Annotated in this window: 25 protein-coding genes and 1 pseudogene; 22 read left to right on the forward strand and 4 right to left on the reverse strand. The window is 44.7% G+C overall.

Annotation, left to right across the window (positions count from 1 at the left end; genetic code table 11):
* The first annotated feature begins 72 nt into the window (after positions 1-72).
* From ACTNEW_RS13745 to ACTNEW_RS13755, 3 genes are all read left to right on the forward strand, one after another.
* Positions 73-681 carry a metal-dependent hydrolase gene (locus ACTNEW_RS13745; RefSeq protein ID WP_441062033.1) on the forward strand — a complete coding sequence of 203 codons (609 nt, stop codon included), beginning with the start codon at positions 73-75 and terminating at the stop codon, positions 679-681.
* A gap of 195 nt (positions 682-876) precedes the next feature.
* Positions 877-3,342 (forward strand): glycosyl hydrolase family 95 catalytic domain-containing protein, encoded by a 2,466-nt coding sequence (locus tag ACTNEW_RS13750; RefSeq protein WP_441062035.1) that lies wholly within the window; start codon positions 877-879, stop codon positions 3,340-3,342.
* A gap of 147 nt (positions 3,343-3,489) precedes the next feature.
* Positions 3,490-3,720, forward strand: coding sequence for a hypothetical protein (locus ACTNEW_RS13755; RefSeq protein WP_441062037.1), 231 nt, complete (start codon positions 3,490-3,492; stop codon positions 3,718-3,720).
* Positions 3,721-3,743: 23 nt separating this feature from the next.
* Here the strand turns inward: ACTNEW_RS13755 and ACTNEW_RS13760 are convergent, their stop codons facing one another.
* Together ACTNEW_RS13760 and ACTNEW_RS13765 are read right to left on the reverse strand one after the other, a co-directional pair.
* Positions 3,744-4,199, reverse strand: a complete 456-nt coding sequence (locus ACTNEW_RS13760; protein WP_441062039.1) for a hypothetical protein — start codon at positions 4,197-4,199, stop codon at positions 3,744-3,746.
* A 23-nt stretch (positions 4,200-4,222) separates the two neighbouring features.
* On the reverse strand, positions 4,223-5,776 hold the full coding sequence (locus ACTNEW_RS13765; protein WP_441062040.1) for a Y-family DNA polymerase: 1,554 nt from the start codon (positions 5,774-5,776) through the stop codon (positions 4,223-4,225).
* Between the two features lie 304 nt (positions 5,777-6,080).
* Here ACTNEW_RS13765 and ACTNEW_RS13770 point away from each other — a divergent pair, with 304 nt between their 5' ends.
* The 6 genes from ACTNEW_RS13770 (at position 6,081) to ACTNEW_RS13795 (ending at position 12,162) form a co-directional block, all read left to right on the forward strand.
* Positions 6,081-7,805 (forward strand): MutS-related protein, encoded by a 1,725-nt coding sequence (locus ACTNEW_RS13770; RefSeq protein ID WP_441062042.1) that lies wholly within the window; start codon positions 6,081-6,083, stop codon positions 7,803-7,805.
* A 396-nt stretch (positions 7,806-8,201) separates the two neighbouring features.
* On the forward strand, positions 8,202-9,122 hold the full coding sequence (locus tag ACTNEW_RS13775; protein ID WP_441062044.1) for a hypothetical protein: 921 nt from the start codon (positions 8,202-8,204) through the stop codon (positions 9,120-9,122).
* Positions 9,123-9,221: 99 nt separating this feature from the next.
* On the forward strand, positions 9,222-10,013 hold the full coding sequence (locus ACTNEW_RS13780) for a ParA family protein (RefSeq protein ID WP_441062046.1): 792 nt from the start codon (positions 9,222-9,224) through the stop codon (positions 10,011-10,013).
* Entirely contained in the window at positions 10,000-10,512 is a 513-nt protein-coding gene (locus ACTNEW_RS13785) for a hypothetical protein (RefSeq protein WP_441062048.1), read from the forward strand. Before ACTNEW_RS13780 ends, ACTNEW_RS13785 begins: the two co-directional genes overlap by 14 nt.
* A 275-nt stretch (positions 10,513-10,787) precedes the next feature.
* Positions 10,788-11,198, forward strand: coding sequence for a C-GCAxxG-C-C family protein (locus ACTNEW_RS13790; protein ID WP_441062050.1), 411 nt, complete (start codon positions 10,788-10,790; stop codon positions 11,196-11,198).
* 19 nt (positions 11,199-11,217) lie between these two features.
* Positions 11,218-12,162 carry an AEC family transporter gene (locus ACTNEW_RS13795; RefSeq protein WP_441062072.1) on the forward strand — a complete coding sequence of 315 codons (945 nt, stop codon included), beginning with the start codon at positions 11,218-11,220 and terminating at the stop codon, positions 12,160-12,162.
* A gap of 51 nt (positions 12,163-12,213) precedes the next feature.
* Here ACTNEW_RS13795 and ACTNEW_RS13800 read toward each other — a convergent pair whose 3' ends face one another.
* Positions 12,214-12,489, reverse strand: a complete 276-nt coding sequence (locus ACTNEW_RS13800; protein WP_441062052.1) for a type II toxin-antitoxin system HicB family antitoxin — start codon at positions 12,487-12,489, stop codon at positions 12,214-12,216.
* Positions 12,490-12,582: 93 nt separating this feature from the next.
* On the opposite strand from ACTNEW_RS13800, the gene ACTNEW_RS13805 reads away from it, so the two are divergent.
* The 13 genes and pseudogenes from ACTNEW_RS13805 to xylB all read left to right on the forward strand — a co-directional run bounded on the left by ACTNEW_RS13805 (position 12,583) and on the right by xylB (position 26,247).
* Positions 12,583-13,119 (forward strand): V4R domain-containing protein, encoded by a 537-nt coding sequence (locus ACTNEW_RS13805; RefSeq protein WP_441062054.1) that lies wholly within the window; start codon positions 12,583-12,585, stop codon positions 13,117-13,119.
* A gap of 9 nt (positions 13,120-13,128) precedes the next feature.
* On the forward strand, positions 13,129-14,361 hold the full coding sequence (locus ACTNEW_RS13810; RefSeq protein ID WP_441062056.1) for a diguanylate cyclase domain-containing protein: 1,233 nt from the start codon (positions 13,129-13,131) through the stop codon (positions 14,359-14,361).
* Positions 14,362-14,364: 3 nt separating this feature from the next.
* Positions 14,365-15,138, forward strand: a complete 774-nt coding sequence (locus ACTNEW_RS13815; RefSeq protein ID WP_441062058.1) for a histidine phosphatase family protein — start codon at positions 14,365-14,367, stop codon at positions 15,136-15,138.
* Between the two features lie 503 nt (positions 15,139-15,641).
* Positions 15,642-17,177, forward strand: a complete 1,536-nt coding sequence (locus ACTNEW_RS13820; RefSeq protein WP_441062060.1) for a chorismate-binding protein — start codon at positions 15,642-15,644, stop codon at positions 17,175-17,177.
* Between the two features lie 29 nt (positions 17,178-17,206).
* Positions 17,207-17,634: pseudogene (locus tag ACTNEW_RS13825) on the forward strand (hypothetical protein).
* 75 nt (positions 17,635-17,709) lie between these two features.
* A complete protein-coding gene (locus tag ACTNEW_RS13830; RefSeq protein ID WP_441062074.1) occupies positions 17,710-18,309 on the forward strand; it encodes an indole-3-glycerol phosphate synthase TrpC in 600 nt (199 codons plus the stop codon).
* Between the two features lie 44 nt (positions 18,310-18,353).
* The gene (locus ACTNEW_RS13835; RefSeq protein ID WP_441062061.1) at positions 18,354-18,980 is read left to right on the forward strand and encodes a phosphoribosylanthranilate isomerase; all 627 of its coding nucleotides are present in this window, start codon (positions 18,354-18,356) and stop codon (positions 18,978-18,980) included.
* 84 nt (positions 18,981-19,064) lie between these two features.
* Entirely contained in the window at positions 19,065-20,249 is a 1,185-nt protein-coding gene (gene trpB / locus ACTNEW_RS13840; RefSeq protein WP_441062062.1) for a tryptophan synthase subunit beta, read from the forward strand.
* Positions 20,242-21,027 (forward strand): tryptophan synthase subunit alpha, encoded by a 786-nt coding sequence (gene trpA, locus ACTNEW_RS13845; protein WP_441062064.1) that lies wholly within the window; start codon positions 20,242-20,244, stop codon positions 21,025-21,027. Before trpB ends, trpA begins: the two co-directional genes overlap by 8 nt.
* 488 nt (positions 21,028-21,515) lie before the next feature.
* Entirely contained in the window at positions 21,516-22,352 is an 837-nt protein-coding gene (locus ACTNEW_RS13850) for an AraC family transcriptional regulator (protein ID WP_441062065.1), read from the forward strand.
* 194 nt (positions 22,353-22,546) lie between these two features.
* A complete protein-coding gene (locus ACTNEW_RS13855; RefSeq protein ID WP_441062066.1) occupies positions 22,547-23,164 on the forward strand; it encodes a DUF4867 family protein in 618 nt (205 codons plus the stop codon).
* 64 nt (positions 23,165-23,228) lie between these two features.
* Positions 23,229-24,713, forward strand: a complete 1,485-nt coding sequence (locus ACTNEW_RS13860; protein ID WP_441062076.1) for an L-fucose/L-arabinose isomerase family protein — start codon at positions 23,229-23,231, stop codon at positions 24,711-24,713.
* 76 nt (positions 24,714-24,789) lie between these two features.
* A complete protein-coding gene (gene xylB, locus ACTNEW_RS13865; RefSeq protein WP_441062068.1) occupies positions 24,790-26,247 on the forward strand; it encodes a xylulokinase in 1,458 nt (485 codons plus the stop codon).
* 374 nt (positions 26,248-26,621) lie between these two features.
* Here xylB and ACTNEW_RS13870 read toward each other — a convergent pair.
* A partial coding sequence (locus ACTNEW_RS13870) for a formate--tetrahydrofolate ligase (RefSeq protein WP_441062077.1) occupies positions 26,622-26,732 on the reverse strand: 111 nt, incomplete at its 5' end.

Here is a 26,732-nt window from a genome sequence, read left to right on the forward strand (position 1 = left end):
AGAGAAAACAGGCAAGTGATATAGTTATGGATGATTTGCTGTACGAAACAGCAGGAAATACAGGGGGTATTCATGCTTGGAAAAACACATATGGCGGTAGGCGTGGCAGTGAGTCTGGCTTTTCTGCGGCCAAAGACCATTCAGGAACTGATACTGGGAACCGGCATTTCGGCAGTGGGAGCGGTGATCAGTGATATTGACAGCGGAACTTCTGAAAGCCATAAAGAGGCGAATAAGATTATATTTGTTTCGTTTCTTGCGGCAGCAGCAATGATTGCGGTTGAATATAAGTGGCATGTGGGCATTTATCAGATGATTATGAGAGACAGCTCTGTTGCGAGAGTTGTGATTGCAGCGGCGGTATTTCTGGTGATTTGTGCATATGGGAAGGAACAGCCCCACAGGTCGTTTATGCATTCTCTGCTGGCGCTTGTACTGCTGACCGGATGTACGGATATTTTTTTGCCGGATATGATACCGTATTTTCAGATAGCGTTTTTGTCGCATTTGGTTCTTGATTTTCTCAATCTCAAAGGACTGCGGCTGTTTTATCCGCTTCAGGGAAGAGTCAGTCTCGGATTATGTTCCTCCAGAGGAATAATGAATCAATGGATGTACAGAGTCGGATTATTGGCGGCAGTTGGAATGTTTGTTCTGTTACTTTTGAATGTCTGGCTGTAATGCCTGTGATGCTGAATAAAGTTACTGTGAACAGAGATTACAGAATGTAAAGAGAAAATAGCTGTCAGACAGAAAAGAATGGAAGTATTATGAAGGGGCACACATGCTTCGGGAAACGGCTTCGATTTTGCTGTAAAAGATATCTGAAATACACAATCCGAACAGATTTGAAATAAAAAAGAAAAGGAGAAGAGTATGACTGTAGAAAGAAATAAAACAATATTTCACACACCACCGGCTGCAGTGCCGAACGGGAATGTAGATGTGTCCGGAGGAGGACGTTGGAAAATCTGGCAGGATGCCGGAACAAAAATAGATGCACCGATTTTGGGAAATGGAGACCTGCTGGCAGCACTGGCTGGAAATTCCCGTTTCCCACAGTTCTGGATCACCACGAATGATTTCTGGCAGATGGAAAGCGCTCCGAACTGGGAGTTTTTCCATGATAACTCTTCTGCAAAATGTGATCCTGCCATGGGTGCAGGCAGTCCTCGTCCGGTAGGAAGAATGGTATTTGATATTCCGGCTCTGGAAAACGCATCCTGGTATACAGAACAGGATTTTCTGACTGCAACGACAACGACTGTCCTGACAGATGAAGAAGGCAGAAAATGTATCATGAAAAGCTGGGTTGCAGCCATGGAAAACGTACTGGTGATAGAATTTGATACCGAACTGGAGCTGGACCTGGAGTATGATTTTTATTTTCCGGATGAAGCCGGAAAAGGATGTGACTGTACGGTCGATATCTGGGGAAGCGGTGAATCGGAAGAAATTCAGAATGGAATGTTTGTGGGAATGATCAGCGGACGTCCGGTGCAGGTGAAACAGATCAGGGGAAATATTGTCAGCGGATACCGGCAGTTCAGTGACCATGTGGATATTCCGACAAAGGATGGATTTGCCGGATGTTTTATTGAAAATCCAAAAGAGCGGGATATGACCTCCAGAATTGCGTCAAAGAAATTAGCTGCAGGTGAAAAAGCCACTTTTGTGCTTCCTGTGCGTTCATGGGCAAAATATTCCAGACCGTATGAGTATGCGGTATCCAGAGCCCGCTGGATGACATATGCAGAGGTTGAAAAGCTGAGAAGTCAGAATTTATCCTGGTGGAAGAGGTTCTGGTCTGTTTCGGAGATCACTCTGGATGATCCGTTGATTGAGGAGAGATATTATCTTTCCAAATATATGCTTGCCAGTGTCTCCAGGGACCCGGAGTATCCGCCAAATATCCTGGGAATCAGTACCTTTGACCGTCCTGCATGGAATGGAAACTATAAGATTAATTACAATCATCAGTCTCCGTATCTGAATCTGATGGTATCCGGGCATTTTCAGCAGTCCGATCCTCATGACAGTCCGTATCTGAAACTGATGGACATTACAGGGGAAATGTCAGAACGTCTTCTGGAACACGAAGGGCTTTATTATCCGTTGGGGCTGGGACCTCATGGCATGGTCAGTGAGGCATTGCTTCTCCATATGAAATCTCCGGCTTTGCATGGTGCATTAAATATGATTTTCCGTTACCGTCTGACAGAAGAGGAAGAATATGCCCGAAAAGTATATCCGTTTCTGCGGGGTATTGCGGATTTCTGGGAAAAGGATCTTGTATGCAGAGATGGCGTCTATCATGTAACAGGAGATGGGATGCACGAGCGGACGGACAGCAATATTTTGGAACATGGCGTGCCGGAAGATCCGGTAAATACACTTGGTTACCTGAAAACCTTTTTTACCTGGATGCCGGTGATTAGCAGTGTACTGGATCTTGATGAGGAAAAGCGGGAGAAATGGACGGAAATTGCAGAACATCTGGCAGATTATCCGAAAGGAACCATTCGCGAAATACAGGAGAATCCGACTCTGTGGACGGAAGCAGAGGTAAGTCTGGAGGAATTGCTTCCGGAAGAACTGATGGATACAGAGATTTATTATGATGAGGGCGTGGGCGGTAAATGGTCTTTTCATTTCCCGGGAAATATCATGCAGATTTATCCGGGAAGTGCCATTGGTCTGGGAAGCAGTCCGGAAAAACTGCAGACAGCCTGGAATACAGTACATATTCATGCTCTGGTGGAAAATGCACTGGGGATACATGAACTGGAAAAAGCAAGACAGTCCGGGGAACCAGTGAAGAATCCGCATTTTTATAAAGCAGGAGCATTTAACGCATCCAATCTGAGCTGCCTGTTTTTTGCAGCAGCAGCGAGAGTGGGATATGATCCGGATATTATCTGGGAAGAAATGAGGCAGATGATTCTTCATCGGGGACTTCCCAATGGATATCTCAAAGAGAATCCCCATGGTATTGAAGAACTGAATACGATTCCGGATGCAGTCCAGGAAATGATGCTTCAGAGTCATGAGGGAGTGCTGCGTATTTTCCCTGTATGGCCGGTGAAAAATCATCCGGAGGCATCGTTCCGGGGATTTTGCGCCTGCGGAGCTTTTGAAGTGAGTGCATCATTAAAGGATGGAATGGTGGATACGGTCACTGTAGTCAGCCATAAAGGACATCCCTGCCGCCTTGTGAATCCATGGCCGGGACAGTATGTATCGGTGCTTCATTCGGATGGTCGTGAAGGAAAATATTCCGGTGAAATGATTGAAATTTCGATGCATCAGGAAGAGAAGGTAACCTTCAAACGCTGGAAATAACAAATGTATACAGGAATTGAAGAATAAGCAGCGGTGAAGAGCCAATGGTAAATAATCAATGATAAAAGATTCATGATAAATAATTCATGATAAATAATTCATGATAAATAATCAGTATTTGGATGGAAAGAGGCGAAAGAGACAGAAATGAGACGGATAGAATTTTCTATTGAAGATAATGGACCAATGATAGAAATCGGTAAGGAATATGAAGTAACAGAATATCTGTCTGCAAATTATTTTTATATGCTTCAGGATTCTCTGGGAATGAGTGCACCGATTCCACTTGCCCAGAGACTGAAATCCCGAAAGGGGGTCGTTGTAGAGAAGAAAAATACTCCGCGTTCCAAGATAGCGGTATTGGAATTTCCTGAGTAAAATATTTGGACAGAGTAACAAAATTATCTAACAGACATACTGCGGAAAATTTCACCCTCTATGGCGGTGATTTCGTCAATAGGGATTTCGGTACCGTCTGAAATCCCATTGTCTGCATACAGTGTAATCGTGCGGTGAAGAAGGTCCAGTTTTTTTATTATACCGGCGGCAAGAGAGTAGGAACCGCCTTCCTTCCGGGAATCCGGGATGAAATAGGTAAAAGTAACAAAAGGGTGTTCTTCCAGGTTTATCTGCAGAAGTCGGAGTCGTTCATCCAGAAGAACTCTGGCATTTTCATCCAGTTCGATACGGGATTCTGTCAGACGGGCAGTTTCCTGTACGGCATCGTCATACCCTGTCAGAGCGGCAAAGGGAGAAAATTGTGCGGCCCTGTCAGAAAGAGACATGTGAGGATGAACCTGTGACTGATGGTGAGGAAGATGAATGATATCATCATAACGGTGCGGATCTTTTGACATGATTTGGATTCTCCTTCTTTCTTTCAGGCTTTGTGTCCGCCGATCTGACGGTTTTTTTCCATGGCGGTAGCACCTTCCTGAAGGTTCATGCCTTTCAGGATGGCGTTTTTTCCGAATTTTTTACGGATGGCAAGAGTAGCCTGCTGGAGCTTTTTTTCGCGTTCCAGTTCGGCATTTTCCTTTTGTTTCTGTTTTTCCAGTTCCGCATAGTCTGTGAAAAGATCAAGCTGTTCAAAAGTTGGTTCCCGATTTGGAATATCTGCTTCATGGATGACATGACCGGCAGAGATGGTGATGCGTCTGATGAGAAGATCACGGTTAACGATCCGGTCATAAAGCTTCATCATGGAATCAGTGATCAGTCTGGTGGAACTGCTGTATTTTCCCAGATTTTCTGTGCCGTGCGCATGTTTGGGGACACGGCGGCCGTACCGGTCGACGGTAACAGGACCGTGATAGCTGCCGGCACGATCACCGGTAAGGTTTTCGATATCGTAACCTACGGTCAGAACCAGCTGGTCAGTGACGAGATTTTTATCCACAAGATCCAGAACCAGAAGATCCGTCATTTCTCTGGTTACCAGCCGGGCTTTTTCAAAGTCATACGGATGTGAGAGAACCTGACCGGATCCTACAGAATTATCCTGTGGTTTATATTGTTTGATTTCAGCAATGGTGCAGGGTTCCCATCCCCAGGCATGGTCGATCAGAAGCTCTGCATTGATGCCAAAAAGTTTATATAAGAGGTCTTCATTGTAATATTCATCAGGCTTTCCGATAGAGCAGCGCGCAATATCGCCCATGGTAAAAAGACCGTTTTCATGAAGTTTTCGGGCATATCCCGTTCCTACACGCCAGAAATCGGTAATTGGTTCATGTGTCCATAAAAGCTGACGGTAGGTTTGTTCGTTCAGTTCCGCGATCCGGACGCCGTTTCGGTCAGCCGGGACATGTTTGGCGACAATATCCATGGCGACCTTTGCCAGATAAAGGTTTGTACCGATTCCGGCAGCGGCTGTGATTCCAGTCGTGTGAAGAATATCCTGGATCATGGTCATTGCCAGTTCTCTGGCATTCTTATGATAAACCGAGAGATATTCCGTGGCATCGATAAAGACTTCATCAATGGAGTAAACGTGAATATCCTCCGGTGCAACGTATTTCAGATAAATACTGTAAATGGAAGCAGATACCTCCATGTATTTGGCCATACGTGGTGTAGCGGTGATGTAAGATAGTTCCAGAGAAGGATTCTTTTTCAGTTGTTCCGCATCGCAAGAAGAACCGGAAAATGCATATGTTCCGCTGGAATCCCGACAAATGGCCCGACAGCGAATGGCATCTGACATTCTTCGGGCATTGATTTCGCGTACTTTCCGTATTACTTCAAAAAGCCGCGGACGTCCGGGAATGCCGTGTGCTTTCAGAGAGGGAGAGACTGCCAGACAGATGGTTTTCGATGTTCTGGAAGCGTCCGCGACCACAAGGTTGGTGGTCATCGGGTCAAGCCTACGCTCCCGGCATTCGACAGATGCATAAAAGCTTTTCAGGTCTATGGCGATGTAAATGCGATCCATATGGCAGTCCTCCTTCCGGGGTGTGCGATAAAGTGTGGTGATTGAGTCGTGTTGTTTTATTATTTTACGTTAAGGAAAGAATATTCAGGATTAGATTGTGTTTGAAAATTTATTCCAGTGATTTCTATGAAAAAACAAAACTCCAGTTCGATTATACGGGACAGGAGATGGAATGTCAAATGGTCTGGAGCGAAAGGGCGAGTGACAGAGTGCAATTCTATTTTGTAATTTTTTCGTTGAAGGTCTGAAAGAAAATTAGTGTTGGATTTTTTTAATTTGGATTAATGAAAGGGAGAATAATCATATGCAGGAATTCAGTTTACTTTATCCGGGAAAGGTGATGCCGGAATATCAGATTTTACCGGAGGATACGGCTCATGATCTGGCGGTGGATGGTTTCTGCAGCCTTCTGTCTGAAATGGAGCCGGAGCGGAAAATTATACGAAGTGTGATGACACATATTACCGGTGATCCGCGTGTGATACAGTATCGATGTGATGTCTTTGAAGATATCCTCCGGTTTCCGCAGCTTCGGGAACAGATGAGAAAACTGCTGGACCGGGTGGACTTTCTGAAGACTTATGGAAGTTTCGGAAAAGAATCGGATGCTTCCGGAGTATGGGATCTTGTGCACAGGCTGGATGAGATGAATGAATATATTCAGTGTGTGCAGGGAATCCATACCTGCCTCAGTGAAGTAGAAATACAGTCTGAAGGATTTTTGGCACTGAAGGAATATGTACGGAAATTATACGAAGATGCCGGATTTTCAGAATTGAAAAAAGATATTGATGCACTGAAAGTAGAGACATCCAAGGTAAAAAGTGTGACACTTGGTGTGAATCTGAATGATCGTTATGAACCATCGGAAGTGGGAATTGTGTCAATCAATGACAAAACGTTTACAAAATCCGGTATTGTGTCAAATTTCTGTGATTTTCTGAATCGAAGAGATGAAATCCAGAAAGGAAATGAATGGAAAAATCAGTATACCTTCCGTACGCCTGGACATGATGCGCTGGAAACAGCAGGGATGGAGCGGGCTGCAATCGCTCTGGTGCCGGGAATGCAGGCAATGGCACTGGCCGGAATGGCAGGAGTGTCTAATGACGCGCCAAGCAGAGACGTGACGCACATTCTGGACCGGGCGATGACTTCCATGCTTACAAGGATTGTAAAAAAACTGAAACATATTCTTTCCAGACATGTTTCTGTCAGTACGACGACAATTTCCGCTCTTTTGCCGGAACTTTTGTATTATATTTACTGGGCAGAATATGTGGAAAAACTGCAGTCACAGGGGTTCCACATGTGCAAACCTCAGATCCTGGACAGCGAAAAGAGAGAAATGCATGCATCCGGATTGTATAATCTGAAGCTTGCCCAGTCATTTATGGAAAAAAAGGAAAGCAGTTCCGGAATTGTGGGAAATGATCTGGATTTTGATGCGGACCATCGTGTGTATATTCTGACCGGGGCGAACAGAGGCGGTAAAACTACGATTACGCAGGCGGTGGGAGTGGCATTTCTTCTTGCACAGGGAGGAATCTATGTTCCTACGGATTCTTTTTCCTTCAGTCCTGCGGATAATATTTTTACGCATTATCCTGCTGATGAAAATCAGACTATGGATCTGGGAAGGCTTGGTGAGGAATCCAGCCGTTTCCGGGAAATCTTTCTGCAGGCAACTCCGCAGAGCCTTTTACTTTTGAATGAGTCATTTTCCACGACCTCGTTTGAGGAAGGATTTTTTATTGCGCGGGATGTGGTTCGTATTTTGCTGAAAATGGGAATTCGTACAATCTTTAATACCCATATGCATAAGCTGGCGCGAGAAGTTGACAGCCTGAACAGGGAGAGCGGAGAAAGCAAGGCGGCCAGTCTTATTACGGAAACAGAAGGAGGAAAGCGTTCTTACAGACTTCGTGTTGCTCCGCCGGAAGGCTTGTCCTATGCGCATGATATCGCAGAGAAGTATGGTGTTACCTATGAATTGCTGGAAGAGGCGAAATATGGAAAGAATCAGTAATTATTCAGTAACAGGAAAATACGGTAATAGAAAATCCAGAAACAGAAAAATACGGTAATAGAAAATCCAGAAACAGAAAAATGCGGTAATAGAAAATGCAGTAACAGAAAAATGCAATAATAGAAAAACACAGTAATAGAAAATGTAGTAACAGAAAAATACAGTAACAGAAAAATACAATAACAGAAAGATATTTTCTCAGAAATAAGAATCCGGTAAAAATAAAAAAAATATTCGTTCCTGTTATATTCTGAGTATAAGAAGACAAAAGAAGACTGGCTGGAATAGTGTACGAAGCAGTTTTGTACTGGTAGAGCGTATTTGAAAATTCAAACACACTCTGGAGCGTATTTGAATGAGATATGCCAGTTCAGGTAAAAGAAAGGAATGGGAATGATGCTGAATCAGACAGAAAATAACAGGGAAAACAACAGAGAAAACAACAGAGAAAACAACAGAGAATGTAGCAGAACGGAGGGTTCAGGAAGAAAAGAGGGATATGACCGGTTCAATAATGAACGGAATTACGGGAAATTATGGTACAGAGCGGTTGGAATCTTTCTGGTTGTCTTGCCATTGCTGGTCAGGTACGGATATCGAGATACCTGGAGAATACCGGAATTTTTGAAGGAATACTGCGAGAATATTCAGCAGATGAATCATTTCTGGGGTATTTATCTCATAACAGCATTTTTGATAATGTACCTGTATTACCGCGGTATTCAGGGAGATGCAAAAGAAATGCAAAGGCGATATCATGACAGTAATGTAGAGGCTGATGATTTTGAAAAAAGACCGGCAGAATTTCTGAGAAAAATTATTCAGATCACACAGGCGAAAAATATTGGTACGGGAGATCTGGAAGTCTGGAAGGATCCGGATCATGAGAAATTTTTGTATGAGAAGCGCTTCAAGGGAATGCTTCTGATGTCACGCAGAGAAGATACAACAGAATATTTTTTCATTCACGGAGCTGAGTGGCCGGAGGAACTTCATATTTTGCTGCTTGGTTGTTCTGCTGCAAGACGGCAGGCCATTCGTGTATTGTCTGAGCAGGGATTTGATTACTGCGAATCCGACGGACGTATCATTCACTTTGTCAGAGAGGACATGCATGTGCGGCTTGCCTATGATAATATGGGATACCAGCTCAGCGGCCTGGAAATTTCCATTGGGGATATGCCGTCTTTTCTGTGCGGAGAAACGCAGGAAGATCAGGATACATCTCTGGAAATACTTTTTGGAATAATCAAAGAAGAGTGCAGACAGAGTCTGGAGGAATTTAAAAAGAGCTTTAACGAAGAAAATAAGGAATAAGAGTAGAAAGATTGCGTGCTTTTACCTTGAAAACATCAGGAAAACCTCGTATAATTGACAATATCAGAGTCAATTCGACACAGTACGAGGGGGTATCCCATGAACAAGACCATAACCATATGTTTTACAAATAATAAGGGCGGGAGCGGGAAGTCCACGACCTGCTCCAATCTGGGAGCAGCGATGGCCCGCGCAGGCAAAAAGGTTCTGATGATCGACGGAGACATGCAGCTGAATCTTTCTCTCTCCTTCTTTCCGGAGGATTGGGTGCTGGAGATGGCAGCAGGCGAGGAGAACCTTTATTATGCAATCGGAAAACAGCAGGATCTTACAGATTTTATCGTACATACACCATATGAGAATCTGGATTTGATTCCGTCTTCTACGCTGATGAGTTCTATTGAATATGAACTTTTTACGAAATGGCAGAGAGAGTTCATTTTGAAGAAGTGTCTGCAGAAGGTGAAGGATTCGGGCGTTTATGATTATATTCTGATTGATGCACCGCCTACTCTTGGCGGCTGGGTCATGAATATCCTGTGTGCTTCAGACCGGGTGATGATTCCTGTGGAAGCAAGCCCGTGGGGGATGTTTGGCCTTGCCAATATGTTTGATTTCCTCAATGAAGTGAAGCAGATCGCGGAGAACCTGGAAGTTCTTGGAATTGTGGTAACGAAGGTGGATACCCGTAAGAATTATTTTAAACAGACGATGGAAACTTTGCGGGAGATGGAAGGAATTTATGTGTTTGATTCCTGCATCCGTGTGGACAGCAGCATCGAGTGGGCGCAGGACAGCAGCGCTCCAGTGGTGGAATTTAAGAAAAGCAGCCGAAGTGCAAAGGAATACACAGAGTTGGCAGAGGAGGTAATGAATCGTGTCAGTAGGTAAAGCAAGCATCAGACGTGCAGTCAATGCAGCAAAAACAGAAGAAAAAGCTGCAGAACAGAATGTTACAAAGGAAGTAAAGGCATCTGTCGTAAATCTGACAGAAGAAATCAAAGCCGCTGCAGCGGAGAATGAGGCTGTTCCTCAGGCAGAAGAGAAGAAGGAGCCGAAGAAACCAGCTGCAAAAACAACCAGAAAAAATTCAGCCAGAAAGACTTCCGCAGCGAATAAAACTGCATCAGCTGCAAAGGCAGAAGAGGAAAATGTTTCAAAAGATGCAGAGAAAGCTGCCCCAAAAGCAGAAGACAAAACATCTGCAAAGCCGAAGAAGACAACCAGAAAAACATCTGCAAAAAAAGCTTCAGAGCCAAAAGCGGAAAAAACTGCGGAATCAAAGCCGGAAGAACCACAGGTGAAATTTATTCCGGAAGAATCCGGAAAAGAAGGACAGGGCAATCGACCTGTACATATCACAGAAGAGATGCCGATTTATCTTCTGTAAAAAATCAAAGATGCCGGAGCGTGTGATAATAAATTCAGGCTGCCGGAGACAAATTAGTTAGAATATGCAATACAAAAAGCAGTGTCTGAAAATCAATGGGGGATGAAAATCCCCCTTTGCCATAGTCTGGAATTTGATTTTTGGATATATGGCTTAGAGCGTGTTTGAAAACTGTCTGAAAGCAATTTTCAAACACGCTCTGGCAGGATAGATGATTTCCTGCCGGATGAAAGAAATCGAAATGATGATACTACAGTGGAGAGGAGAACGTTATTATGAAAACGAGAGTACAGGAAACAATCAAAAGACATGAAAAAGGATATAACTGCGCGCAGGCAGTGGCATGCACTTACTGCGATCTGGTCGGTGTAGACGAAGAAATCATGTTCAAAATGACAGAAGGATTTGGCGCAGGTATGGGGAATATGGAAAGTGTCTGCGGGGCAGTTTCCGGAGCATGCGCGCTTGCAGGGATGAAAAACAGTACAGGAAATCTGGACAGACCGGACAGCAAGGGACGTACCTATAAACTTTCCAAAGAAATTCAGGAACGTTTTCGCAGTCAAAACTGTTCGATTATTTGTAAAGAACTGAAAGGCCGCGACACAGGAAAAGTCCTTCGTTCCTGTCCGGACTGCATTATGGATGCAGCACGTATCGCAGAAGAAGTCCTTTTTGATGAATGATCGAAAGGGGCTTTGCGTTGTGGAAAATCTGATTTTCAGTCTGAATGCGACATTACCGATTTTTCTGACTATGATACTGGGATGGATTTTTCGAAAAGCGGGATTGATGGACGAAAGTTTCGTAAATAAGATGAATAAGTTTGTCTTTCATGCCGCTTTGCCGGTTCTGGTATTTCAGGATCTGGCGACAGTGGATTTCCTGGAGGTATGGGATGCGCGGTTTGTTGTATTCTGTTTTTGTGCGACACTTCTGAGTATTCTGGGAGTGGCTGCAGTTTCGTATCTGTGGAAAGACAAACGGATTCAGGGAGAATTTATTCAGGCGTCCTACAGGAGCAGCGCTGCGATTCTGGGAATTGCCTTTATTCAGAATATTTATGGGAATGCGGGAATGGCGCCGCTGATGATTATTGCTACTGTGCCACTGTATAATGTGATGGCCGTGGTCGTGCTTTCTGTGATGAAGCCGGAACGGGAGACCATGAGCAAAGAACTGATCTGGAAGACCTGCAGAGGTATTCTGACAAATCCCATCATTCTGGGCATTGCAGCTGGAGTGGTATGGTCACTTCTGAAACTGCCGATGCCGGAAATTTTTGGAAAAACAGTAAAAAACGTAGCAGTACTTGCCACACCTCTTGGATTGATGGCTATGGGAGCCTCCTTTGAATGGAAACAGGCAACTGCGCAGATGAAACCGGCAGTGACGGCTTCTCTGATCAAGCTGGTCGTGCTGGCGGCAATCTTTCTTCCCATTGCTGTGCAGATGGGATTCCGGGAAGAAAAACTGGTGGCTATACTGGTCATGCTGGGATCAGCTACGACCGTAAGCAGTTATATTATGGCCAGAAATATGGGACATGAGGGTACGCTGACATCCAGTACGGTTATGATGACAACACTTGGAAGTGCATTTACCCTGACAATGTGGCTGTATCTTATGAAAACGCTGGCATTGATTTAGAGCGTGTTTGAAGATTCATTCTTCGAAAAAATGGATGAATAAACAAAACGTTTATTCATCCCATCCTTCGTAGAAACGGATATTAACGGAGATATTCCGGACAATATCTCCCTCCTGGAGATTCATGTCGCTTTCGTCGGAAACAGGAGGAAGTTCTCCTTCTTCGGAAAGTTCCAGAGAAATCCAGTCATTGGCTGCTTCATTGGCTCTGTCAATGGCTTCGTCCAGAGTATCACCTTCCGCACAGCAGCATTCCAGATCCGGGAAAAACGCGTGATAAGTACCGGATTCTGTTTTGCGAAATACAGCGGGATAGATAAATTTCATATGGTTTCCTCTTTTCTTTTTTGATTTCTTTATTATAATCAGTTTTCGTTCAGAAAACAATAGCAGGATAAAAAAACGGGACAGGTGGGAAGAATGAAAGATAATGTGTTTTTGGAAGACCAGAAAAAATTTGGCCTTGCAGATTATATGAATTTTGATATAAACGGAAGGGAACATATGGGCAGTACTGTGCCGCTGGCTGTATACAGGCTTCTGGAATATTCTGTCAGAGAAGAACTTACAGAACGGTTCGGGAGAGAAATCCAGGCCGATATTTTTCGCTGTGCCGGCAGAAGAGCAGGCCGTTTTTTTGCGGAAACCATGCTGGATATGACACTTTCCTATCATGCATTTATGGCGCAGCTTCAGGCACAGATGGCAGAAATGAAAATTGGTGTACTTCGTATTGAAAAATATGAAGAAAAAACAGGAAAAATGGTTCTTACAGTTTCTGAGGATGCGGATTGCTCCGGTCTTCCGCTGCTGGGAGAATATGTGTGTAATTTTGATGAGGGTTTTATTGCCGAGATTTTGTCAATATATACAGGGAAATATTACATTGCAGAAGAAGTAGACTGCTGGGCAACAGGAGACAGAGTATGCCGCTTTTGCGCAGAAATAAAGGAGTAACATTTGCATATGGAAAACAGAAACTGTGAAATGCTTTTTGAGTATTTGCGCAGCATTCTTTATGATTCGACAATTGAGACGCTGGATATTTCCAGATTGGATGAACCGTATCGCAAGCTTGGCCGGGGAATGCAGTTCCTGCAGCATGCGGTGGAAGAAATGCTTGCTTATTCCGCTGATCTCTCCCGGGGAAACTTGTCCGGTCCCGTTCCGGAAAAAGATAATTTTCTGTGTGTGAATCTGAAGAATATGCATGCCAACCTGAATCACTTGACATGGCAGGCAGAACAGGTTGCAGCGGGGGATTATTCTCAGCAGGTATCCTACCTGGGAGAATTTTCCCGGGCATTTAATATGATGACTTCACAGCTTCGGGAACGGGAAGCTGAGTTGAAACGGGAAGCGGAAAAGCTGCAGAAACGGGCAGAAGTGATTGAAGGATATAATGAGCTTTTAATGAAAATGACCAGACACCGTTCCGAATGGGTTTTTGTGGTTGATGCTGATAACAGGGAAGTTGTGTACTGCAACAAGGAAGAAAATCTGGAGGGACTGGAGTCCGAGTTTTGCCAGAAATGTAAATGCGAGAACTATAATCGTGACAAAATCATACAGTGGGAAGGAGATTCTCAGGAGGTATGGGAACTGGAGACAGTAAATGGAAGATATCTGCGCATCAATTCCTATCCTCTGGTGTGGCATGGACGGAGTTCCTATGTACATGTAGTGGCAGACATTACGGATGAGCAGCGCCGGGAAAAACGTCTGTCCGATAAAGCGTATTTTGATTCAGGAACTGGAATCCGTAACCGGCTTTTCTTTGAAGAACAGATGGAACGGATTCTCAAAGAGAAAAAGCCTGCCACAATTTGTTATCTGGACGTGGATGGCCTGAAATATGTGAACGACCGTTATGGGCATCTGGAGGGCGATCACTATATCAGAGAATTTGTTTCGCTGATACAGGAGAATTTCCGCAGTGATGATGTATTTACCAGAATCGGCGGAGATGAATTCTGTCTGGTTCTTGCCGGTCTGCACGAAAACCTTGCGCGCAGGAAACTGGAAGAAGCCAGAGCCGAGTTTGCAGAAAATAACAGGAATGTTTATCCTGTGAGCTTCAGTTATGGAATTTATCAGATTGATGGGAATTCGGATGATTTGACCATGGAGGATATTATCCGTCAGGCAGATGCCAGAATGTATGATTACAAACGAGAAAACAAAGAAGAGAGAGTATAGATTATGAGAATTTTGCTGATTCGTCATGGAGATCCCGATTATGAGCATGATACACTGACGGAAAAGGGGCACAGAGAGGCAAAGCTTCTGTCAGATATGGCAGAACATCTGAATCTGGGAGAATGTTTCATGTCACCGCTTGGAAGAGCACAGCATACCGCTGCCTATTCTCTGAAAAAAACGGGAAAAACAGCACAGGTTCTGGACTGGCTGAGAGAATTTCCGGCAGTTACGGATTTGAATGGTTCGAAGGAATTGCAGAGTGCTTATCCGGACACGAAGAAAAACGGAGAATTGTTTAAGCAGAGAATCGTATGGGATATGGTTCCTTCTTATCTGTCATCCCATCCGGAATATTGGACAGTAAATGGATGGCAGAATTCTGAAGCAGCCAGATGCGGGGATATGGTTTCTGTGTACGACAATCTGATCAGAAATCTGGATCAGTTTCTTGCAGAGCACGGATATGTGCGTGAAGAAAATCATTATCATGTGGTGAAAGAAAGCACCGATACGGTGACCTTCTTCTGCCATTTCGGAGTAATCTGTGCGATACTTTCCCATTTGTGGAATGTTTCTCCGTTTATTCTGTGGCACAGCTTTGCGCTTGCACCGACTTCTGTCACGGAAATTGTCACCGAAGAAAGAGAACGGGGAATTGCCAGTTTCCGGGGACTTCGAATCGGGGACATCTCCCATTTGTATGCAGGAGGGGAAGCGCCATCTTTTGCATGCAGGTTCTGTGAAAATTACAGCAATCTAGAACAGAGGCATTGAGAATTACAGAAAAGGATATTGAGAAAGCAACAGCATAATGAGTTGAAAAAATATTCTACTGGAAATAAAAAATATTCTGCTTGAAATTAATTGTTGACAATGAAAAATGTCTGTGCTATTGTATAAAAAAGAATTTAACAAATTAAAATAATAACGCAACAAACCGTTGAAGCGGAAATAAAAGTAATCGTGCACGCACAGAGAGTCCGGGGAGGTGAGAGCCGGATCGGGAAGCAGGTTGCCAAATGGGCCGCTGAGGGCGCAGTCAAAGGCAATGTCCGAGTATTCTGCGACGTGAAGGCATACGTCAGTTGCCGGGAATATGATGGTATTCCGCAAGCGCACAGCAGTGGCTGTGAACCAAGGTGGCACCGCGGGTGAAGAATAATGACACTCGTCCTTGACAGAAATATATCTGTCCGGGATGGGTGTTTTTTATATTGCAGAATTGTGATTCCGGGCGGGATTCTTTCAAAAAAGTTCAGAAATGGAGGTACCCTTACATGTATCCAACACAAACAATCATCCGTCAACTGGCAGCCTCCGGCAAATATCGCCGTATACCTGTCTGCCGTGAACTTTATTCTGACCGTTATACACCTGTTGAGGTTATGCGTACTCTACGCAAGGTAAGCAGGCACTGCTATCTGCTGGAAAGCACCGGACAGACAGAAGTCTGGGGAAGATATTCGTTCCTTGGTTTCCGGCCGACAATGGAAATTACGTGTACAGACGGAAAGATGAAAATAAGAAGTACCTCTTCGGATGGGGAAGAAGAAACCATTCGTCAGGTCACACATCCGGGTGATACTCTGAGAGAAATTCTGGATCAGTACAAAAGTCCGATGATCGATGGAATGCCTCCATTTACCGGAGGACTGGTAGGATATTTTTCCTACGATTATATCCGGTACAGTGAACCGAAGCTGAAACTGGAAGAACATGAAGAACCGGATTTTCGTGATATGGATTTGATGCTGTTTGATCAGGTGATTGCGTTTGATCATTACCGGCAAAAAATTCTCCTGATTACAGGGGTCATGACGGATGATCTGGAAAATTCTCTCAAAAAAGCAGAACAGACGCTGGATGAACTGGCAGAGCTGATTAAGTTCGGACCGAAAAAAGAATTTAAACCTATAAAACTGCAGTCGGAAATACAGCCTCAGTTTCCAAAAGAAAAATACTGTCAGATGGTGGAAACTGCCAGACATTATATCCGTGAGGGAGATATATTTCAGGTGGTTCTTTCCAATCCGATGAGAGCAAAGGCGGAGGGCAGCCTTTTTGATACGTATCGCATTCTGAGGGCAAGCAATCCTTCTCCGTACATGTTTTATTTTACCAGTGATGATATTGAAATTGCCGGTGCTTCTCCGGAAACTCTGGTAAAACTGGAAAATGGAAAACTCAGTACCTTTCCTTTGGCAGGAACAAGACCGCGGGGGAAGACGCGCAGTGAGGATCTGGAACTGGAGGCAGGTCTCCTGAAAGATGAAAAGGAGCTTGCCGAGCATAACATGCTGGTGGATCTGGGAAGAAACGACATTGGAAAAATCAGTAAAATCGGATCTGTGGAAGTAGAAAAATATCTGGAAGTGTATCAGTTGGTTGGTTCTGTGGAACCGGATATACGGGTAGTCCGCAACGATGAATATACCGTGGAAGAAATTGAAAACATGCATCCCGATGCGCTGATGATTTCCCCGGGCCCCGGACGTCCGGACAATGCAGGAATCTGCGTGGAAGCGATTCGATATTTTGCCGGGAAACTTCCCATCCTTGGTGTGTGCCTGGGACATCAGTCCATCTGTGAAGCCTTTGGCGCAACCGTATCCTACGCGAAAGAGCTGATGCACGGTAAGCAGAAAATGATTTATAAAGTAGGAGAAAGCAGGCTTTTCGATGGATTGAAGGAAGAATTTCCTGCCGCACGTTATCATTCTCTGGCGGCTGTCCGTGATACACTTCCGGAAATACTGAGAGTGACTGCAGAATCGGAAGACGGAGAAGTCATGGCAGTGGAACATACGGTATGAGAGCTCACTGTATTAAGCTTTTACATGATATGGATGTGCTGGAAATTGTGGGAACAGGAGGGGATGGTGCCAATTCCTTTAATATTTCCACAACTTCCTCTCTGGTGATCGCGGCAGGCGGTGTACCGGTAGCAAAACATGGAAACCGGGCGGCTTCCTCCAAGTCAGGTGCAGCGGGAAATATGTGGCACCGATCCGCCGGGAACTGGGAATCCGCACAGTATTCAATATTCTCGGACCTCTGAGCAATCCGGCAGGTGCCAATATGGAACTGATGGGCGTGTTTGATGAAGCTTTGGTAGAACCTCTGGCGCAGGTTATGGCGAAGCTTGGTGTTGTCCGTGGAATGGTCGTCTATGGACAGGACAAGCTGGATGAGATTTCCATGAGTGCACCGACTTCTGTTTGTGAGATTCGTGACGGATGGTTCCAGTCATATGAACTGACGCCGGAATAGTTCGGATATACAAGATGCTCCAAAGAGGACCTGGTGGGCGGAACACCCCAGGAAAATGCAGAAATCACAAAAGCCATTCTTACAGGAACAGAGAAGGGGCCGAAACGTCAGGCAGTATGCCTGAATGCAGGTGCGTCGGCGATTTCCTGTCTGACAGAGCCGTTTTATTTCCTGGGAAGTGACCGGTATCTGAAAGATATTACGAAGAATGTTCAGATACCGGTGCTGAGAAAGGATTTTACAGTAGATGAATATATGATTTATCAGGCAAAAGCACTTGGGGCATCGGCAGTCCTGCTGATCTGTGCCATTCTGGATGACGAACAGCTGAAGAATTATCGGATCCTTGCAGAAGAGCTTGGAATGGATGCGCTGGTTGAAGCTCATGATGAAGAAGAGGTGTCCCGTGCACTGAATTCCGGTGCAAAAATCATCGGGGTGAATAACCGTGATCTGCGTACCTTCCAGGTGGATGTGCGCAACAGCATCCGTCTTCGTGAACTGGCACCTGCTGATGTGGTGTTTGTATCCGAAAGCGGTATCCGTACCTGTGAGGATATCCGGAAGCTTTATGAAAATCAGGTGGACGCAGTCCTGATCGGCGAGACGCTGATGCGAAGTTCAGATAAAAAAGCCATGCTGGAGGAATTGAATGGCGGGTCGCTGTTTAAATAAGAAAAACGATACATCGTTCAGCGGCAGAAAACGGAGGATAGGATATGGCAAAAATAAAAATCTGCGGGCTGAGAAGCCGGGATGATATTCTGGCAGTGAATGCAGCGGTGCCGGATTTTGCCGGATTCATTGTGGAGTTTCCGAAGAGCTTTCGCAGTATTTCCAGGGAAACGCTCAGAGACCTGAAATCGGAGTTGTCCGGGAAAATCATTCCGGTAGGGGTTTTTGTGAATGCTCCTGTGGAAATTCCTGCTGTACTTCTGGAGGAAGGGACCATTGCTTTGGCACAGCTTCATGGACAGGAGGATGAAAACTATATCCGAAAACTCCGGAATTATACAGACAAGCCTTTGATTAAGGCGTTTTCCATAAAAACAAAGGAAGACATAGAATGTGCCCTGGAAAGCAGTGCGGACTACATTCTTCTGGACCAGGGCGGCGGTGGAACAGGAAAAACTTTTGACTGGTCTCTGGTACCGGAAATCGGGCGCCCGTATTTTCTGGCTGGAGGATTAAATACGGAGAATCTGGAAAAGGCAGTTAATTCCCTGCATCCATGGTCGGTTGATTTAAGCAGCAGTCTGGAGACGGAGCGGAAGAAAGATCCGGCGAAGATCTGGGAAGCGGTCTGTATCGTGAGAAGATTATCATTCGGGCGAAGAGATCCGTAACAGGGACAGAGAAAGATAAAGCAGAGAAATACGCTCTGAGAAGTATAGAATAAAGAAACACGATTCAGGAGAGGAGATGCAGAAATGTCAAATGGAAGATTTGGTATCCACGGTGGCCAGTACATCCCGGAAACGCTGATGAATGCGGTTCTGGAGCTGGAAGAGGCATACCTTCATTATAAAGATGATCCGGAATTTAACCGGGAACTGACAGAGCTTTTGAACGAATATGCAGGACGCCCGTCGCGTCTGTATTATGCGGCACATATGACAGAAGATCTGGGAGGTGCCAGAGTTTATCTGAAAAGAGAAGATTTGAACCATACCGGTGCACACAAAATCAATAATGTACTGGGACAGGTGCTGCTGGCAAAGAAGATGGGAAAAACACGTGTTATTGCAGAAACCGGCGCGGGTCAGCACGGAGTGGCAACTGCTACAGCAGCCGCTCTTATGGGAATGGAATGTGAAGTTTTTATGGGCAAAGAGGACACAGAGCGTCAGGCGCTGAATGTTTACCGTATGCGTCTTCTGGGAGCAAAGGTTCATCCGGTTACATCCGGAACAGCAACTCTCAAAGATGCAGTATCTGAGACCATGCGTGAATGGACAAATCGTATCGCAGATACTCATTATGTTCTTGGTTCTGTTATGGGGCCGCACCCGTTCCCGACGATCGTGCGGGATTTTCAGGCAGTCATTTCCAGAGAAATCAAGAGTCAGATGCTGGAAAAAGAGGGAAAACTTCCGGATGCTGTTCTTGCCTGTGTAGGAGGCGGTTCCAACGCAATCGGAACATTTTATCATTTTATTGAGGATGAAGGTGTACGGCTGATCGGCTGTGAAGCTGCAGGCCGCGGAGTAAATACAGCAGAAACAGCAGCGACTATTGCTACCGGAAAACTTGGAATTTTCCATGGTATGAAATCTTATTTCTGCCAGGATGAGTATGGACAGATTGCTCCGGTTTATTCGATTTCTGCAGGGCTGGATTATCCGGGAATCGGACCGGAGCATGCGCATCTGTATGATATCGGAAGAGCGGAATATGTGCCGGTTACAGATGAAGAAGCGGTAGAAGCATTTGAATATCTTTCGAGAACAGAAGGGATTATTCCGGCGATCGAAAGCGCTCATGCAGTTGCCTATGCGCGTAAAATCGTTCCGGAGATGAGAAATGATCAGTGTGTGGTAATCACGATTTCCGGACGCGGAGATAAGGATTGTGCGGCAATTGCCCGATACAGAGGGGAGGATATTCATGAATAAGAGAATTCAGGAAGCTTTTTCCAACGGAAAGGCATTTATTCCATTTATTACCTGCGGAGATCCTTCGCTGGAAATTACAGAACAGATTGTATATGCAATGGAAGAAGCAGGTGCAGATCTCATTGAACTGGGAATTCCTTTTTCGGATCCGACAGCAGAAGGACCGGTTATCCAGGGAGCCAATGTGAGAGCTTTGTCCGGAGGAGTTACTACAGATAAAGTGTTTGACATGGTTGTAAAGATCCGCAGAAATTCACAGATACCCATGGTATTCATGACTTATGCCAATGTGGTTTTTTCCTATGGAACGGAGCGGTTTTTGAAAAAAGCTGCAGAAATCGGAATGGACGGGCTGATTTTGCCGGATGTGCCATTTGAGGAAAAGGAAGAATTTGACCAGGTCTGCAAAAAATACGGGCTAGATCTGATTTCTCTGATCGCACCTACTTCTCATGAGAGAATCGCGCGAATTGCCAGAGAAGCAGAGGGTTTTGTATATTGTGTTTCATCCCTTGGCGTTACAGGAATGCGGTCGCAAATCACCACGGACATCGGGGCAATGGTAAAACTGGTTAAACAGGAAAAAGATATTCCATGTGCGGTGGGATTCGGAATCTCCAATCCGGAACAGGCGAAAAAAATGGCAGCGCAGTCAGACGGAGTCATTGTTGGATCGGCGATCGTGAAGCTTTGTGAGACATATGGGGTGGAGTGTGTGCCTTATATTAAAGAATATGTGAAGAGTATGAAGGATGCGGTCAGAGAAAAAACGAAATGAAAGAAGGATGTGGTCGGAAAAAATGAAATGAAAATCGTATCAGTGTAAGAAATAACAGGTGGTAAAGAGAACGTAACAGGAAATTCCATAATAAACGGACATGTCTGCTTACGCAGACATCACCTATAATAAAAGCCGATTGCTCACGCAATCGCCCCGTATTCGCAATTCACTTCGTTACTTGCTCATACGGGTAGCCCGTCCAATATCCATGTGTCTGCTGTCCGGGACTTTTATAGTAAAGTAAGAACTATACGTGGTAAGAAATGCCGCATATCGGTGTCAGCTCTGTATGATTTTAACATTATTGTAAGGTCATGAAAAAGGAGAAGACGGGGTATGCGGCTGTTTTTTTATGAAAAAGATATTGGTGGAAGTAGTCTATACTTAAAGAACGGTTTTGTGGTATACTGTATCAAACAGGTAAAAGTATAAGGCGTTTTTTGTCGGGAGTATAAACGATAAAACCAGAAGAGCAGGGAGGAATTATGGAATTTCAGCATGAACTGATCATTCCCAACGAGGACCTTCCCTTCAAACTGTTTTTGTTTGAGGGAAGTAATGGAAATTATATTCGGGAGAAACATTGGCATACATCGATAGAGATTTTTGCTGTTTTGGAGGGGGAACTGTCTTTTTTTCTGAATGAAGAGGAACATCCGCTGAAAGCAGGAGAATTTCTGATTATTAATTCGAATGAGATTCATTCCATCCATGCGCCGGAACGAAATGAGACCGTAGTACTCCAGATTCCGCTGAAGCAATTTGAAGATTATTTTACGGCACAGAGGTATATCCGTTTTTCTATAAAGGCAGGAAATCCGGAAATGGATGAGCATATGGCTGAGTTGATTCGTATGCTGTATGAGGTATATGCAGGACGGGCTACAGGCTATGAATTCAGGAGCAGAGCTTTGTATTATGAGATTCTTTATTATCTTGTGGCGGATTATCGTGTGACAGAAGTTCAGGAAAAAGAGCTGCATTACAGCCGCCGGCTGGATGCTTTGTCAAAAATCACCGCATATATGAGAGAACATTATACGGAAGAACTGAAGCTTTCGGAAGTGGCCTCCACATTCGGATATTCGGCAGAGTACCTTTCCCGCATGTTCAAAAAATATGCCAGAATCAATTTTAAGACATATCTTCAGGATATCCGGATGGTTTATGCATATCGGGAACTGGTCAATACGGACAAAACCATCAGTCAGATTGCCATGGACAATGGTTTCCCCAACAGCCGTGCCTTTTCCAAGGAATTCCAGAGAAGATACGGAGTGCTTCCAAGTGCTGTAAAACGCAAAACGAAAGAAGCGGATTAAAATACAGCAGAAATAAAATCGGAACAAAAGAAAACCAAAAAAGAAATCGAAAACATGCAGGATGATCCGAAAAGCAAAAATGTCAAAAAAGTGCTATAGAATAGACAAGAAAATCGGCGAAAAGAACATCCTGAAATGTTAAGATAGAATCATCGGCAAACGTAAACAAAGGATTTACAAAAGGAGGAAAAAAGGTGAAGATTCAGAATGTAGCAGACGCTTCTTTCCGCAAATACGGAAAAGTACTGGAGGGGTATGATCTCAGCGCGCTTCTTAAAGAAATGAAACACACACCGGTTCCGGAAGATGTGGTTTATGTTCCATCTGTAGAAGAACTGGAAGCGCTGGACGTAGCCAAAGATCTCAGAAACAAGGCATATGGGGGCCTTCCGATTCAGATCGGCTACTGCAACGGACACAATAAAAAACTGAATGCTGTGGAGTACCATCGTAATTCCGAGGTTAATGTGGCAGTGACAGATCTGGTGCTGTTGATTGGCTGGCAGCAGGATATCGAGGATGATTTTACCTACGATACATCCAAAATCGAGGCATTTCTCGTACCGGCAGGAACAGCAATTGAAGTATACGCAACAACCCTTCATTATGCACCATGCAACGTAAATGAATCCGGTTTCCAGTGTGTTGTTGTACTTCCGGCAGAAACCAACACAGAACTGACCTTTGAAACCGCAAAAACCGGTGAAGACAGCCTGATGACTGCAAAGAACAAATGGCTGATCGCTCATGAGGAAGCCGGCATCGCAGGTGCGTTTAACGGACTGAAAGGGGAAAACATCACCCTCGCTTAAGGATTACGGAAAATACTAAGAAAAACAAATCATAAATTTTAAAGAAAAAGGAGAAAAAATCATGATTGACAACATGCCAAAAGTAAAAATCGGAATTGTAGCTGTAAGCCGTGACTGCTTCCCGGAAAGCCTTTCTGTAAACAGACGTAAAGCTCTGGTAGAAGCATACACAAAGAAGTATGATGCAGAAGATATTTATGAGTGCCCGGTTTGTATCGTAGAGAGCGAAATCCATATGGTACAGGCTCTGGAAGATATCAAAAAAGCAGGCTGCAACGCACTTTGCGTATACCTTGGAAACTTCGGACCGGAAATTTCCGAAACACTTCTTGCAAAACACTTTGACGGACCGAAAATGTTCATTGCAGCAGCAGAAGAAACACAGAACGATCTGTGCGGCGGCCGTGGAGATGCTTACTGCGGTATGCTGAATGCAAGCTACAACCTGCAGCTGCGCAATGTGAAAGCTTATATTCCGGAATATCCGGTTGGTGACGCAGAAGACTGCGCAGATATGATCCACGAATTTATTCCGATCGCAAAAGCAGTTTATGGTCTGAATAACCTGAAGATTATCAGCTTTGGTCCGCGTCCTCTGAACTTCCTTGCATGTAATGCACCGATCAAACAGCTCTACAACCTTGGTGTTGAAATCGAAGAGAACTCTGAGCTTGACCTGTTTGAGGCATTCAACAAACATGCCGGAGACGAAAGAATTCCTGCAATTGTAAAAGAAATGGAAGAAGAACTTGGTGCAGGCAATAAGAAACCGGAAATCCTTGCAAAACTTGCTCAGTATGAACTGACTCTGAAAGACTGGGTTGAGGCACACAGAGGATACCGCAAATATGTTGCAATCGCAGGTAAATGCTGGCCGGCATTCCAGACTCAGTTCGGATTTGTTCCATGTTATGTTAATAGCCGTCTGACAGCACAGGGCATTCCGGTATCCTGTGAAGTAGACATTTACGGATGCTTAAGCGAGTTCATCGGAACCGTTGTCAGCAACGATACCGTTACTCTTCTTGACATCAACAACTCCGTACCGAAGGATATGTATGCAGAGTCCATCGAGGGCAAATTCAACTATACACACAAAGATACTTTCATGGGATTCCATTGCGGAAATACTGCTTCCAGCAAGCTGTCCTTCTGTGAGATGAAATATCAGATGATCATGGCAAGATCTCTTCCGGTAGAAGTTACAAACGGAACTCTGGAAGGTGATATTGTTCCTGGAGATATCACATTCTACCGTCTTCAGAGCACTGCTGACAACAAACTTCGTGCATACATTGCTCATGGTGAAGTACTTCCGGTTGCAACACGTTCCTTTGGAGCAATTGGTGTATTCGCAATTCCGGAAATGGGACGTTTCTACCGTCATGTCCTGATCGAAGGAGGATATCCGCATCATGGCGCTGTAGCATTCGGACATCATGGCAAAGCCCTGTTTGAAGTATTCAAATATATTGGTGTTCCGGTTGAGGAGATCGGTTACAACCAGCCGGCAGGCGTAAGATATCCGACTGAGAATCCGTGGGGATAATTTTACATATCAAATATTTTTACAGCATCCCAGGAGAGTCTCTCTTGGGATGTTGCAATAATCGGAGGATAAGAACATGTATTATATAGGAGTTGACCTTGGTACTTCTGCTGTGAAACTTCTTCTGATGGAAGAGTCCGGCAAAATCTGTAATATTGTATCCAAAGAATATCCGCTTTTTTTTCCGCATCCGGGCTGGTCTGAACAGAATCCGGAAGACTGGTTCCGCCAGAGCATGGAAGGAATCAAAGAGCTGACAGCAGACATTGACAAATCTCAGGTGGCAGGCATTGGCTTCGGCGGACAGATGCACGGTCTGGTAACTCTGGATAAAGAGGACAAAGTGATCCGTCCGGCAATTCTCTGGAATGATGGCCGTACCGGTGAGGAAACCGATTATCTCAACAATGTGATCGGCAAAGACAAACTTTCCCAGTATACCGCAAATATCGCATTTGCCGGATTTACTGCACCGAAGATTCTCTGGATGCAGAAAAATGAACCAGAGAATTTCAAAAAAGTTGAAAAGATTATGCTTCCGAAAGATTACCTGGCATATTGCCTGACAGGTTCTTTCTGCACAGATGTTTCTGATGCGTCCGGTATGCTTCTCCTGGATGTAAAGAACCGCTGCTGGTCCAAAGAAATGCTGGAAATCTGCGGCATTACGGAAGAACAGCTTCCGAAGCTTTATGAGAGCTGGCAGGTTGTGGGAACTCTGAAGCCGGAAGTGGCAGCAGAACTTGGTATGTCCACAGATGTCAAAGTCGTAGCGGGCGCAGGCGACAATGCGGCAGCAGCTGTTGGAACCGGAACCGTTGGTGACGGCCAGTGCAATATTTCCCTGGGAACATCCGGAACAATCTTTATTTCCAGCAAGGAATTCGGCGTGGATGAGAACAATGCACTGCATTCTTTTGACCATGCAGATGGCAGCTATCATCTGATGGGATGTATGCTGAGCGCAGCTTCCTGCAACAAATGGTGGGCAGAAGAAATTCTGCAGACAAAGGATTATGCCGCAGAGCAGGCACCGATCACAAAACTTGGTGAGAATCATGTATTCTTCCTGCCATATCTGATGGGAGAGCGTTCTCCGCATAACAATCCGGATGCAAGAGGTGTCTTCTTTGGAATGTCCATGGATACGACAAGAGCAGATATGACTCAGGCAGTTCTGGAAGGTGTTGCTTTTGGTCTGAGAGATTCTCTGGAAGTTGCCAGAAGCCTTGGAATCAAAATTGAAAGAACAAAGATCTGTGGCGGCGGCGCAAAGAGCCCGCTGTGGAAGAAGATCATTGCCAATGTTATGAATCTCAAAGTAGATGTTCTGGAAAATGAAGAAGGACCTTCCATGGGCGGCGCTATGCTGGCTGCTGTTGGCTGCGGAGCATATCCGGATGTGGAAACCATCGGCAAAAAACTTGCCAAAGTGGTAGATACTGTAGAGCCGGAACCGGAACTGGTGGCGAAATATGAGGAAAAATACCAGCAGTTCAGAAAACTGTATCCGACCATGAAAGAATTGTTCTGAGAAATTTCTTTTCAAAGATTCATTAATAACATATTTTAGAAATCGTGAGAAAGGCCTCCATTCTGTTCCGGCAGAGTTGGGGGCTTTTTATAATTATGATGTCTATGCAGAAAAAAGTGATTTGTCGATTAGAGCGTGTTTGAAAATTCATTCATGAAACGTAAAGGCCATAGAAAGATGAGTTCTGTGAAATTAAAATCCCACACTCCGGAAGATTATGTCTTCCTGAGTGTGGGATTTTCGGGTTTTTATGAAGGTCTATGAATCTTGGTGAACTGTCCGGTCATTGGATTGCCAGGACAGGATTCCACACATATGATTCTGAAAATCTTCCCCCAAAAAGGATATCCAGGGGAAATCTTCAGAGCTGGTCTTTAGAACAGACCGGTGATCTTTCCTGTTTCGTCTACATCGATCTTTTCTGCAGCCGGAACTTTCGGAAGACCAGGCATGGTCATGATTTCACCTGTAAGGGCTACGATGAA

The organism is Blautia sp. HCP3S3_G3 (assembly GCF_052063365.1).
Classification (GTDB): Bacteria; Bacillota; Clostridia; order Lachnospirales; family Lachnospiraceae; genus Blautia_A.